The 12,933-nt window shown below is 71.2% G+C and carries 11 protein-coding genes and 1 tRNA gene; 8 read left to right on the top strand and 4 right to left on the bottom strand.

Annotated elements, in window-relative coordinates; genetic code table 11:
• Positions 1 to 107 precede the first annotated feature (107 nt).
• From ACZ7G3_RS20245 to ACZ7G3_RS20235, 3 genes are all read right to left on the bottom strand, one after another.
• The gene (locus ACZ7G3_RS20245) at positions 108 to 437 is read right to left on the bottom strand and encodes a rhodanese-like domain-containing protein (protein ID WP_470927416.1); all 330 of its coding nucleotides are present in this window, start codon (positions 435 to 437) and stop codon (positions 108 to 110) included.
• Between the two features lie 49 nt (positions 438 to 486).
• Positions 487 to 1,302 carry a hypothetical protein gene (locus tag ACZ7G3_RS20240; RefSeq protein ID WP_470927214.1) on the bottom strand — a complete coding sequence of 272 codons (816 nt, stop codon included), beginning with the start codon at positions 1,300 to 1,302 and terminating at the stop codon, positions 487 to 489.
• A 79-nt stretch (positions 1,303 to 1,381) separates the two neighbouring features.
• Positions 1,382 to 2,890, bottom strand: a complete 1,509-nt coding sequence (locus tag ACZ7G3_RS20235) for a DUF2252 domain-containing protein (protein WP_470927414.1) — start codon at positions 2,888 to 2,890, stop codon at positions 1,382 to 1,384.
• A gap of 436 nt (positions 2,891 to 3,326) precedes the next feature.
• Here ACZ7G3_RS20235 and ACZ7G3_RS20230 point away from each other — a divergent pair, with 436 nt between their 5' ends.
• The 3 genes from ACZ7G3_RS20230 (at position 3,327) to ACZ7G3_RS20220 (ending at position 5,743) form a co-directional block, all read left to right on the top strand.
• Positions 3,327 to 4,217, top strand: a complete 891-nt coding sequence (locus ACZ7G3_RS20230; protein WP_470927212.1) for a dioxygenase family protein — start codon at positions 3,327 to 3,329, stop codon at positions 4,215 to 4,217.
• Positions 4,218 to 4,784: 567 nt separating this feature from the next.
• On the top strand, positions 4,785 to 5,465 hold the full coding sequence (locus ACZ7G3_RS20225; RefSeq protein ID WP_470927211.1) for a hypothetical protein: 681 nt from the start codon (positions 4,785 to 4,787) through the stop codon (positions 5,463 to 5,465).
• Between the two features lie 8 nt (positions 5,466 to 5,473).
• Positions 5,474 to 5,743, top strand: a complete 270-nt coding sequence (locus tag ACZ7G3_RS20220) for a hypothetical protein (RefSeq protein ID WP_470927210.1) — start codon at positions 5,474 to 5,476, stop codon at positions 5,741 to 5,743.
• 407 nt (positions 5,744 to 6,150) lie between these two features.
• On the opposite strand, the gene ACZ7G3_RS20215 is transcribed toward ACZ7G3_RS20220, so the two are convergent.
• Positions 6,151 to 6,237, bottom strand: a tRNA-Leu gene (locus tag ACZ7G3_RS20215).
• 564 nt (positions 6,238 to 6,801) lie between these two features.
• Here ACZ7G3_RS20215 and ACZ7G3_RS20210 point away from each other — a divergent pair.
• The 5 genes from ACZ7G3_RS20210 to ACZ7G3_RS20190 all read left to right on the top strand — a co-directional run bounded on the left by ACZ7G3_RS20210 (position 6,802) and on the right by ACZ7G3_RS20190 (position 12,852).
• Positions 6,802 to 7,683: an FhaA domain-containing protein gene (locus tag ACZ7G3_RS20210; protein ID WP_426556216.1), complete on the top strand. Its 882-nt coding sequence runs from the start codon at positions 6,802 to 6,804 to the stop codon at positions 7,681 to 7,683.
• A 10-nt stretch (positions 7,684 to 7,693) separates the two neighbouring features.
• Positions 7,694 to 8,209 (top strand): antibiotic biosynthesis regulator FhaB, encoded by a 516-nt coding sequence (fhaB, locus tag ACZ7G3_RS20205; protein WP_426599590.1) that lies wholly within the window; start codon positions 7,694 to 7,696, stop codon positions 8,207 to 8,209.
• A gap of 141 nt (positions 8,210 to 8,350) precedes the next feature.
• Positions 8,351 to 9,919, top strand: a complete 1,569-nt coding sequence (locus tag ACZ7G3_RS20200) for a Stp1/IreP family PP2C-type Ser/Thr phosphatase (RefSeq protein ID WP_426599591.1) — start codon at positions 8,351 to 8,353, stop codon at positions 9,917 to 9,919.
• 27 nt (positions 9,920 to 9,946) lie between these two features.
• Positions 9,947 to 11,383, top strand: coding sequence for an FtsW/RodA/SpoVE family cell cycle protein (locus tag ACZ7G3_RS20195; RefSeq protein WP_470927207.1), 1,437 nt, complete (start codon positions 9,947 to 9,949; stop codon positions 11,381 to 11,383).
• On the top strand, positions 11,380 to 12,852 hold the full coding sequence (locus ACZ7G3_RS20190; RefSeq protein ID WP_426599593.1) for a peptidoglycan D,D-transpeptidase FtsI family protein: 1,473 nt from the start codon (positions 11,380 to 11,382) through the stop codon (positions 12,850 to 12,852). The genes ACZ7G3_RS20195 and ACZ7G3_RS20190 overlap by 4 nt, the downstream gene beginning before the upstream one ends.
• Positions 12,853 to 12,933 lie beyond the last annotated feature (81 nt).

Below are 12,933 nucleotides of genomic sequence, written 5' to 3'. Positions count from 1 at the left end.
CGTCCGCGGCACCCCGGAGACGGCCCGGATACAGCCCTGGGACAACCCGGAGACGGCCCGACAACAGCTCGACAACAGCCCGGAGACGACCCGGACGGCGGACGACGCTAGACGACGTGCCCCGGCTCGCCCTTCCCGTCCACCACGGGACGGCCGGCCGCGGCCCACACCTGCATGCCGCCGTCGACGTTCACGGCGTCGACGCCCTGCTGGACCAGGTACATGGTGACCTGGGCCGAGCGCCCGCCGGACCGGCAGATCACGTGGACCCGGCCCTCCTGCGGGGCGGCCTCGGTCAGCTCACCGTACCGGGCCACGAACTCGCTGATGGGAATGTGCAGCGCCCCGGCAGCGTGACCGGCCTGCCACTCGTCGTCCTCGCGGACGTCCAGCAGGAAGTCGCCGTCCTTGAGGTCCGTGACCTCGACCGTGGGCACACCAGCTCCAAAACTCATGCCCCAGACGCTACCCGAGCCACCACCGGGCTCAGTCCTGCCCGAGCGCCGCCGCCAGCTCGGCCTCCCGCTCCCGCACCTGGGTCGCCAGCTGCTCGGCGATCTCCTCCAGGAGACGGTCGGGATCGTCCGGGGCCAGCCGGAGCATGGCGCCGATGGCGCTCTCCTCCAGCTCCTTGGCGAGCAGCGTCAGCATCTCCTTGCGCCGGTCGAGCCATTCGAGGCGGGCGTACAGCTCCTCGCCCCGGCTCGGACGCCGTACGGGCACCGGCCCCGCGGCCCATTCCTCGGCCAGCTCGCGCAGCGCGGACGCGTCACCGCGGGCGTAGGCGGCGTTGACCCGGGTGACGAACTCCTCACGCCGGGCCCGCTCCTCGTCCTCCTGCGCCAGGTCGGGGTGGGCCTTGCGGACCAGCTCGCGGTAGAGCTTGCGGGCCTCCTCGCCGGGCCGCACCCGCTGCGGGGGACGTACCGCCTGGTCCGTGAGCATCGCCGTGGCCTCCGGGAACAGGCCGTCCCCGTCCATCCAGCCGTGCAGCAGCTCCTCGACCCCGGGGATGGGCATCAGCCGGGCCCGCGCCTCGTCGGCCCGGCTGATGTCCTCGGCGTCACCGGTGCGGGCCGCCCTGGCCTCCAGGATCTGCGCCTCCAGCTCCTCGAGCCGCGCGTACACCGGGCCGAGCCGCTGTTCGTGCAGGCGGGAGAAGTTCTCGACCTCCACACGGAAGGTCTCCAGCGCGATCTCGTACTCGATGAGTGCCTGCTCGGCGGCCCGTACGGCCTGTTCCAGCCGTTCCTCGGGACGCGGCGCACCCCCCTGCTCGGGCTCAGCTTCCGGCGTCGTCACCCGACCAGCCTAGGCCACGATCGGCATGCCCCCTCCGGTGTGCCCGGCGGGCCCGGGGGCCCTCACACGCCCAGCTCCGTCACACGCCCAGCTCCGCCGCGACCCGCCCCGCCCGCACCGCGGTCACCAGCTCAGCGTGGTCGGCCTCCGTGCGGTCGGCGTAGGCCACGGCGAAGGCGGCCACCGCCTGGTCCAGCTCGTCGTTCTTGCCGCAGTAGCCGGCGATGAGGCGCGGGTCGGCGCTGTGCGCGTGGGCGCGGGCCAGCAGGGCGCCGGTCATCCGGCCGTAGTCGTCCATCTGGTCGGCGGCCAGGGCCGTGGGGTCGACGCTGCCCTTGCGGTTGCGGAACTGCCGCACCTGGAACGGCCGCCCGCCGACCGAGGTCCAGCCCAGCAGGATGTCGCTGACCACCTGCATCCGCTTCTGCCCCATGACCACCCGGCGTCCCTCGTGCGCGACCTCGGGGGTGTCGAAGCCGGCGGTCGCCAGGTGGGGCAGCAGCGCCGAGGGCCGGGCCTCCTTCACCTGGAGGACGAGCGGTTCGCCGCGGTGGTCCAGGAGCAGCACGACGTACGACCGCGTGCCCACGCTGCCGGTCCCGACGACCCGGAAGGCGACGTCGTGCACCGCGTACCGGGCCAGCAGCGGCAGCCGGTCCTCGGAGAGTGTGGCCAGGTACGGCTCCAGCGCGGCGGCGACCGACGCGGCCTCCTGCGCCGGTACGCGCCGCAGCACCGGCGGCGCGTCCACGAAGCGCCGCCCGCCGTCCTCGGTCGGCTCGGTCGACCTGGCCGCGAAACGCCCGCTGGTGTTGGCCCGCGCCTTCTCGGAGACCCGCTCCAGGGTGCCGAGCAGGTCGTGGGCGTCGGTGTGGGAGACGAGTTCCTCGTCCGCGATGGCGTTCCAGGCGTCGAGCGCCGGGAGCCTGGCCAGCAGCCGCATGGTGCGCCGGTAGGCGCCCGCCGCGTCGTGGGCGGCCGCGCGGCAGGTGTCCTCGTCCGCGCCGGCCTCCCGGCCCGCGAGGACGAGCGAGGCGGCGAGCCGCTTGAGGTCCCACTCCCAGGGGCCGTGGACCGTCTCGTCGAAGTCGTTGAGGTCGATGACCAGGCCACCGCGGGCGTCACCGTAGAGGCCGAAGTTGGCGGCGTGCGCGTCGCCGCAAATCTGGGCGCCGATCCCCGTCGTCGGCGTACGCGCCAGGTCGTACGCCATCAGCCCCGCCGACCCGCGCAGGAAGGCGAACGGCGTGGCCGCCATCCGCCCGGCGCGTATCGGGGTGAGCCCGGGTATCCGGCCGCGGTTGGACTCCTCGACCGCGGTCACCGCGTCCGGCCGGGAGTGGTCCGGGTCGAGGACGGCGTGCGCGGACCGCGGAACACCCGTGCGCAGCGCCTTGCCCTCCTCCTTCGGCGAGCCGCCGACGGGCCACCGCGCGAACCCCGGCACGACCGGCACTCGCGCGCCCCCACCGGGCTCCGTACCCGCACGGGCCTCCGCCGCCTCCGCCGCCTCTGCTGCCCCTGTTGCCTCCGCTGCCCCTGCTGCCGTCCCCGTGCCGCTCATCGCCCCGGCCACCGCCCCCGTCATCGCGTCGCCCATCCCGGCCGCCCTCCCTGTACTCGTCACCGTGCCGTACTCGTCACCGTGCCGTGCCCGTCCCCGAGCCGTGCCCGCGTCCGCGCCTCGCCCGACCACCAACGCCGACGCCGACGCCGACGCCGACGCGCCACGACCGTACCCCCGGCCGAACCGCCCGTACACGGGCCCCATCCCGCACCCCGCCCCACCGCCCGCATAACGCCCGGCAGAGGGCGGAACAGGAGGTGTCCGGGCCCCCACCGGCGCGCCTACGGTGTGCAGCGATCACCACGGCACGCGCCCGCCGAAGCCACGACAGCAGCCTGCCCCGCACCGGCGGGCGCGTTCCCTGTCCTCACGTCCCGGATGCCGCACGTCCCGTCCACCTCCCCGACGGACCACTCCACCGAAGAGACCGCAGAGACGGAAGAGACCGAGGAGCCCCATGACCTCCGACGCCCCCACCACCCCCGACGAACCCGGCTCCCACACCGGTGCCGACGCCCGCCCCGGCACCGATACCGACCGCGGCATCAGCCGCAAGACGCTGCTCAGGGCGGCCCTCGCCACCGGCGCCACCGTGCCGCTGCTCGCCACCGGCTCCATGGCGCTCGCCCGGGACACCGCCCGTTCCTCCACCGGACGGACCCTGTCACCGACCCCCTTCTGCGACGACGGCGACGACCCGACGCCCGACCAGATGGAGGGCCCCTACTTCAAGCCGAACTCCCCGCTGCGCACCGACCTGGTGCCCCCCGGCACAGCCGGCACCCGGCTGACCGTCAGCGGCTACGTCTTCGGGCGGAACTGCGTCCCGCTGGCCGGCGTACTGCTCGACTTCTGGCAGGCCGACAACACCGGCGCCTACGACATGACCGGATACGCCTTCCGCGGCCACCAGTTCACCGACGCCACCGGCGCGTTCACCCTGCGGACGATCGTCCCCGGCCTCTATCCGGGCCGTACCCGGCACATCCACGTCAAGACGCAGGCACCCGGCGAGCCCGTGCTGACCACCCAGCTCTACTTCCCCGGCGAACCCCGCAACAGCACGGACGCGCTCTTCGACCCGGCCCTGCTGATGAACGTCCGCGACGCCGGCGGCGGCAGGGAGGCGAGCTTCGACTTCGTCCTGGACGTGGACGGCGGGCCGGGCCCGGACCCCACCGACCCGCCCACCGACCCACCGAGCGGCACCTGGGCGGCGGGCCGCTCCTACACCACCGGCGACCGGGTGACGTACGGCGGCGGCGCATACCGCTGCCTCCAGGCGCACACCTCGATGACGGGCTGGGAGCCGCCCCGCGTGCCCGCCCTGTGGCGCGCCGACTCCTGAGACCTTCCTCACAGCGCGCTCCGCTCCGTGACACCGCGTCCGGCCATGCGCACGCCCCCCGGGTCCGAGCTTGGGTCCTGGGGGGCGTCCGGCTGCTGCGGCACCGGCAGAAACCCCTGGTCACGCACGTCGTGCAGGGCCGCGGAGACAGCCTCCCGGCACACCGGGACCGCTTACCGCGGCCAGGTGGACAGGGGGCGCCACAGGACGGGCCTCCACGCATCGGGAGGCGCTGTGAGCACGCACCGAGGAGGTGCGCACCACCTCAAGCCGCGCACTTCACACAATAAGGTGAATCCTTCTCGCCGCCCCGTGCCCCGATCGGCCCTGCTCACCCCATGGTGCACACGCGAAGCCGCTCCTAGCTTCGACTGAGGAAGCGGCCTCGGCCTTCGGCACCGACGGTGTGGCATCCCTTCCCCGCGGAGGAACGCGACTCACCGACCGGCGGGCCCACTTCATGTTCGCCCCGGGCGACCGGGCGGCCGGACCGCACTTCCGGACACCACTCGCACGAGCCAGGGAAGTGACATGACCGTACCTCCTCCCCCGAACAGAACCGACATCGTGAGCACGTCCTGCATCCAGGTCACCGGTACCGGCAGGCGCAACGACCCGTACGAGCTCGAACCGGTCCTCCACCCGGACGACTGCAACACCCTCCGCTGCACACCCGACGGGCTGCTGGTCCCGCGCACGGTCCCCTCGGGGATCGACCGGGGCGGGAACATCGGCGGCGCCCGCTCGGTGGACATCGATGTCACCGACACCGGAGGCGACAACTGCCCCGACACGTGGACCATCGGCGCCCGGCTCACCCCCGTCTACGGACAGGCCGCCGGCCAGAACCGTTCGCTGCCCGTCAACGGCGAGTGGACCCCCACCGACTGCGTCGCGACGCTGCCGGAGCCGGGCGTCTACCAGGTCACGGCCATGGCCGTGGGACAGATCTGCGCCATCGCCAGGTACAGCACCAACGTGTGGATCTCGTTCGCCCTGCAGCGCGACAACGACGTCATCCTGACCGGGTACGGCGTGGTGCAGCACCAGTACGGTTTCCCGGCCACCGGCAACGGCTACCAGGCCTGCCACGTGGGCCAGGGATCCCTCACGCGGAACGTCGTCGTCGGCGACCGCGCCACCCTCCGCGTGGTGGCCGCCGCCTACGGCCGGGTGGCCGAGAACAGCACGGTGCAACGCGCCGAGGTGCGCGCGCCCCGCATCTCGTGGCACAAGATCTCCGACTAGGGGCACGGATGAGCCGCGAATCCACCAGAGGCGCGGACCCCTCCATCGGTCCCCGCGCACGCTACTTCGCCAAGGAAGGGGAGGCCGTCCAGGTCGTCCACAACCTCCGAGACGCCACCGCCTACCGGGAACTGGGCTACGAGGAGACGGACGAGGAGTCCTACCGCGCCTACCAGGCGAACCTGTCGGACGCCCCTGACGGCCCCTGTCCCGACCACGCCGACGACCTCGGCCACATCCCTGACCACACCGACGACTGCGACCACGTCCCGGACTGAGGAGGAGGACACCGTCCCTCATGCGCTCCTCTCGCCCGAGGATGCACGGCACCCGTGCCGGCCCGGCCGGTCCCACACCCGGCCGGGCACCGTTCGTCCCACGGCGACCACCGCCCCCGGGCAACCAGCCCGACACCACGGCCCCCGAAAGCCACGTCGGCAGACCCTGAGACAGCCCCTGAGATCTTCCTCACAAGCCGCCGACCACCCCCGCCACGCCCGGCGCCCCGGGGCAGACCCACGGAGCCGGAGCCGGAGCCGGATACCGAGCCGGCCAGCCGACGGCCGACGGCCACAGAGGCGTCGGCCGCTCACGTGTCATTGCTCACAAACAAGAGACCGGCCGCATCGTGAATACGATGCGGCCGGTCTCTTCGATGCAGCTGAAGCACCTCGACGGTGCTCCCTGGTGCGCGAGGGGGGAGTTGAACCCCCACGCCCTTGCGGGCACTGGAACCTGAATCCAGCGCGTCTGCCTATTCCGCCACCCGCGCATTGGGTGTGTCCTCGGGCCCCGTTCCTTGCGGTCCGGCGCCTTCCGACACGAGAACATTAGCACGCTGGAAGGGGTGGATTCACATCCCTTCGCAGGCGGGGCAGGCCGCGGGAGCAGGGCGCCCGCCCTCCTTCGGGCACTCGTCGCGGCCCGTGGCCGTTCACGTATCAACCTCGTACCGGTCGGGTCCGTCTCCCCGGGAGCCGGTAGGGGTCCGCAGCCAGGTGCGGGACACTGGTCTGCGGCCGCCTCTACGATCCTGGGCATGAGTACCTGCGGGAGCACATCCCGAAGGGCCCCGAGCGTTCGAAGGGGAGCTCCGGCGGGAACTCCGAGAGGCGTCGACACCTGTCGACCGGGCCGACAGGGGGAACCAGCCGATCGACCGGCGCGTGGATACGATCAGTAAGCAGTACCAGGTAAGCAGTGCGCGGGTGAGCGGTTCGCCCGTACGCGGTACGGAAGACAGCGGTACGGAAGACAGCGGTACGCAGGGCAGCGATACGCAAGGCAGCAGTACGCAAGGCAGTGGACAGGACGGCAGCGACGGAGGAGGTGCCCCATGGGAGTCCTGAAGAAGTTCGAGCAGCGTCTCGAAGGTCTGGTCAACGGCACCTTCGCGAAGGTGTTCAAGTCCGAGGTGCAGCCCGTGGAGATCGCGGGAGCGCTCCAGCGCGAATGCGACAACAACGCGACCATCTGGAACCGCGACCGCACCGTCGTACCCAATGACTTCATCGTGGAGCTGAGCACGCCCGACTTCGAGCGCCTCAGCCCCTACTCCGGCCAGCTCGGCGACGAGCTCGCCGGCATGGTGCGGGACTACGCCAAGCAGCAGCGCTACACCTTCATGGGACCGATCAAGGTCCACCTGGAGAAGGCGGACGACCTCGACACCGGCCTGTACCGGGTGCGCAGCCGTACGCTCGCCTCCTCCAGCAACCAGCAGGGCGGCCCGCCCTCCGCGGGCCCCTCCGCGCCCCCCGCCCCCACCGGGCGGCCCGGCGGCGCCGGCGGTGGCTACGGCTACCCGCAGCCCTCCGCCCCCGCGGGCGCCCCGCCCATGCCGGCCGCACCGCCGCCGGGCGGACGCCCCGGCGGATACGGCTACCCGCAGCCCGCGGGCGGCCAGCAGCCCCCGGCCGCACCCGCGCCCGGCGGACGCACCCGCCACTGGATCGAGATCAACGGCACCCGCCACCAGATCTCCCGCGCGACCCTCGTCCTCGGACGCAGCACCGAGGCCGACGTGCGGATCGACGACCCCGGCGTCTCCCGCCGGCACTGCGAGATCCGGACCGGAACGCCCTCGACGATCCAGGATCTCGGATCCACCAACGGCATCGTGGTGGACGGGCAGCACACCACCCGCGCTACGCTCCGCGACGGCTCGCGGATCGTCGTGGGCAGCACCACCATTCTCTATAGGCAAGCCGAAGGGTGATCCGGGGGCAATGTCAGAGCTGACCCTCACGGTCATGCGGCTGGGTTTTCTCGCCGTACTGTGGCTGTTCGTGATCGTGGCCGTACAGGTCATCCGCAGCGACCTGTTCGGTACGCGGGTCACCCAGCGCGGAGCGCGGCGCGACGCCGCCCGACCGCAGCAGGCCTCGCGCCAGGGCCAGGCGCCTCCACCGCAGCGCCAGCAGCCGAGCGGCGGCCGGGGCCGCCGCGGCGCGCCCACCAAACTGGTCGTCACGGAGGGCACCCTCACCGGCACCACCGTTGCCCTCCAGGGCCAGACCATCACGCTCGGCCGGGCACACGACTCGACCATCGTGCTGGACGACGACTACGCCTCCAGCCGCCATGCCAGGATCTACCCGGACCAGAACGGCCAGTGGATCGTCGAGGACCTGGGCTCCACCAACGGCACGTACCTGGACCGGTCCCGGCTGACGACCCCCACACCGATCGGGCCGGGATCGCCGATCCGCATCGGCAAGACCGTCATCGAGCTGCGGAAGTAGTGCTACACCAATGAAACAGCGCGAGCGGAGCGAGCACGCAGCGGTGGCCGGCACGCCGGGCCCCGGCGCGCTCCCGACCGGAGGGTGGGCAGTGTGGCTCGACACGACCGGCTGCAGGCGGAGCCGACGGGCGAGGTGCGCATGAGTCTGTCACTGCGCTTCGCCGCCGGATCGCACAAGGGCATGATCCGGGAGGGCAACGAGGACTCCGGCTACGCCGGTCCCCGCCTGCTCGCCATCGCCGACGGCATGGGCGGCCAGGCCGCCGGCGAGGTCGCCTCCTCCGAGGTGATCTCCACCATCGTCGCCCTCGACGACGACGTGCCCGGCTCCGACATCCTCACCTCCCTCGGCACCGCCGTGCAGCGCGCCAACGACCAGCTGCGGCAGATGGTCGAGGAGGACCCCGCCCTCGAAGGCATGGGCACCACCCTCACCGCCCTGCTGTGGACCGGCCAGCGCCTCGGTCTCGTCCACGTCGGCGACTCCCGCGCCTACCTCCTGCGCGACGGGGTCCTCACCCAGATCACGCAGGACCACACCTGGGTGCAGCGCCTCGTCGACGAGGGACGCATCACCGAGGAGGAGGCGGGCACCCACCCGCAGCGCTCCCTGCTGATGCGCGCCCTCGGCAGCGGCGACCACGTCGAACCCGACCTGTCCATCCGCGAGGTCCGGGCCGGCGACCGCTACCTCATCTGCTCCGACGGACTCTCCGGCGTCGTCTCCCACCAGACGATGGAGGACACCCTCGCCAGCTACCAGGGCCCCCAGGAGACCGTCCAGGAACTGATCCAGCTCGCCCTGCGCGGCGGCGGCCCCGACAACATCACCGTCATCATCGCCGACGTCCTCGACCTCGACACCGGCGACACCCTCGCAGGCCAGCTCTCCGACACCCCGGTCGTGGTCGGCGCCGTCGCCGAGAACCAGGCCCAGTTCGGCGACAACGGCATCATGCAGACCCCGGCCGGCCGCGCCGCCGGCCTCGGCCGCCAGGGCGGACAGCGCGGCGGGGGCGGCGAGTTCGGCCCGCCCGGCAGCGGCGACACCACCGGCTACATCCCGGCCGGCGACTTCGACGACTACGGCCCCGACGACTTCGTCAAACCCCGTAAGAACCGCACGTGGCTGAAGAGGTCCCTCTACACCGTGCTCGCCCTCGCCGTCATCGGCGGCGGCACGTACGGCGGCTGGCGCTGGACCCAGACCCAGTACTACGTCGGCACCAAGGACGACCACCTCGCGCTCTACCGGGGCATCAGCCAGGACCTCGCCTGGGTCTCCCTCTCGAAGGTCCAGAAGGACCACCCCGAGATCGAACTCAAGTACCTCCCGCCCTACCAGCAGAAACTGGTCGAGGCCACCATCCCCGAAAGCGACCTGGCCGACGCCCGGGCGAAGATCGAGGAACTGGCCGTCCAGGCCTCCGCCTGCAAGAAGCAGGCCGACCGGCGCACCGCCCAGACCGAGCAGACCGCGAACGAGAAGAACGCGAAGCCGGGCGAGGGCGAGGGCGAGGCCGGAGGCACCACGGGAACCACTCCCGCCTCCTTCACGTCCAAGGCCTCACCGTCCCCGAACCCGTCGGGATCACCGAAGGCACCCGAATCGTCCGAGACCCCGTCCACGACCGCACCCACTCCAGGCCCCGGCCCGACCCTCTCGGAGGAAGAGCAGAAGGTCGTCTCGCTGTGCGGTAAGCAGTAGGCAAGCCGTGAGAGGCCCCGTCACACGATGAGCAGTACTTCCAACTCGCCGACGCACCACACGTCCACGATCGGCGCCATCGGCGCCCCGAGCCGGCGCAACACCGAGCTGGCTCTGCTCGTGTTCGCCGTCGTCATCCCGGTCTTCGCCTACGCCAACGTAGGACTGGCCATCAACGACGAGGTGCCCGCCGGCCTGCTGAGCTACGGCCTCGGCCTCGGCCTCCTGGCCGGCGTCGGACACCTCGTCGTCCGCAAGTTCGCCCCGTACGCGGACCCGCTGATGCTGCCCCTGGCCACCCTGCTCAACGGACTCGGCCTCGTCGCCATCTGGCGCCTCGACCAGTCCGAACTGCTCCAGAGAATCGACCAGGCCGGCAGCGCCGCACCCCGCCAGCTGATGTACACCGCGATGGGCATCGCCCTGTTCGTCGCCGTGATGATCTTCCTGAAGGACCACCGCGTCCTCCAGCGCTACACCTACATCTCCATGGTCGGCGCCCTGGTCCTGCTGCTGCTCCCGCTCGTACCGGGCCTCGGCAAGAACGTCTTCGGCGCCCGCATCTGGATCCAGGTCGGCTCCTTCTCCATCCAGCCCGGCGAATTCGCCAAGATCGTCCTCGCGATCTTCTTCGCCGGCTACCTCATGGTGAAACGCGACGCCCTCGCCCTCGCCAGCCGCCGCTTCATGGGCCTCTACCTGCCCCGCGGCCGCGACCTCGGCCCGATCCTCGTCGTCTGGGCGATCTCGATCCTCATCCTCATCTTCGAGACCGACCTCGGCACCTCGCTGCTCTTCTTCGGCATGTTCGTGATCATGCTGTACGTCGCCACCGAACGGACCAGCTGGATCGTCTTCGGCCTGCTCATGTCCGGCGTCGGCGCCGTCGGCGTGGCCAGCTTCGAACCCCACATCCAGCAGCGCGTCGACGCCTGGCTCGACCCGATGAAGGAGTACATGCTCTCCCGCGAGCAGGTCGTGGGCCACTCCGAGCAGGCCATGCAGGCCCTGTGGGCCTTCGGCTCCGGCGGCACCCTCGGCACCGGCTGGGGCCAGGGCCACTCCGACCTCATCCGCTTCGCCTCGAACTCCGACTTCATCCTCGCCACCTTCGGCGAGGAACTCGGCCTCGCCGGCCTCATGGCCCTCATCCTGCTCTACGCGCTGATCGTGGAACGCGGCGTACGCACCGCCCTCGCCGCCCGCGACCCGTTCGGCAAACTCCTCGCCATCGGCCTCTCCGGCGCCTTCGCCCTCCAGGTCTTCGTCGTCGCCGGCGGCGTCATGGGCCTCATCCCCCTCACCGGCATGACCATGCCCTTCCTGGCCTACGGCGGCTCCTCCGTCATCGCCAACTGGGCCCTGATCGGCATCCTCCTGCGCATCAGCGACACGGCACGCCGCCCCGCACCCGCGGCCCCCGCCAGCCCCGACGCCGAGATGACCCAGGTGGTCCGACCGTGAACAAGCCACTGCGCCGCATCGCGATCTTCTGCGGCCTCCTGGTCCTCACCCTGCTCATCCGCGACAACTGGCTCCAGTACGTCCAGGCGGACGAGCTCAAGGAGGACGAACACAACCGCCGCGTCGCCATCGAGCGGTACGCCAGCCCGCGCGGCGACATCATCGTCGACGGCCAGGCCATCACCGGCCACGCCACCACCGACGGCGACTTCAAGTACAAGCGCACCTACAAGAACGGCGCCATGTGGGCGCCGGTGACCGGCTACGTCTCCCAGGCCTACGGCGCCACCCAGCTCGAAGCCATCCACGACGGCATCCTCACCGGCAACGACGACCGGCTCTTCTTCCGCAACACCCTCGACATGATCACCGGCAAGAAGCGCGAGGGCGGCAACGTCGTCACCACCCTCAACGGCGCCGCCCAGAAGGCCGCCTACGACGGCCTGAAGAAGCAGGGCGCCAAGGGAGCCGTCGTCGCGCTCGAACCCTCCACGGGCAAGATCCTCTCGATGGCCTCCTACCCGTCGTACGACCCCACGACGATCGCCGGCGGCAGCACCGCGGACGGCGAGGCCTGGAACAGGCTCCAGAAGAAGAACGACCCCGACGACCCGATGCTCAACCGCGCCCTGCGCGAGGTCTACCCGCCCGGCTCCACCTTCAAGGTGCTCACCGCCGCAGCCGCCCTGGAACACGGAAAGTACGACTCGGCGGACGAGAAGACCGACTCCCCCCTGCCCTGGACGATGCCCGGCACCACCACCGAGCTGCCCAACGAGGGCGACCTCCCCTGCGAGAACGCCACCCTCCGCGAAGCACTCCGCGTGTCCTGCAACACCGTCTTCGGCAAGATCGGCTCCGACCTCGGCAACGACAAGATGCTCGAGACCGCCAAGAAGTTCGGCTTCACCGAGGAGCAGTTCGTCCCCGTCCGCTCCAGCGCCTCGGTCTTCTCCGACGACATGAACAAGTCGCAGACCGCGCTCTCCGCCATCGGCCAGTACAACACCGCCGCCACCCCCCTGCAGATGGCCATGGTCACCTCCGCCATCGCCAACAACGGCACCCTGATGAAGCCGTACATGGTCGACGAACTCCAGGACCCCGGCCTCGACACCATCGAGAAGACGGACCCCGAGGAGATGAGCAAGCCGCTCTCCGCGGACAACGCCCAGATCCTCCAGGACATGATGGAGACCGTCGTCAAGGACGGCACCGGAACCAACGCACGGATCGACGGCGTCACCGTGGGCGGCAAGACCGGCACCGCACAGCACGGCGTCGACAACAGCGAGAACCCCTACGCCTGGTTCATCTCGTACGCCAAGGGCGACGACGGCAGCTCGCCCGTCGCCGTGGCCGTGGTGATCGAGGACGAGAACGCCGTCCGTGACGACATCTCCGGCGGCGGACTCGCGGCGCCGATCGCGAAGAACGTCATGGAGGCCGTTCTGGAGAGCAAGAAGTAACCACGGGCTGTACAGGGCGTGACTCCGGTCACGTCCCCTTCACATAGGCGCACGTTGCGATACCGGTCGTGTATCGGGTAT

It is taken from the genome of Streptomyces sp. NPDC037271 (genome assembly GCF_055603605.1).
The sequence above is the reverse complement of the archived record's forward strand: the minus strand, read 5'-3'. Positions and strand labels throughout refer to the sequence as shown.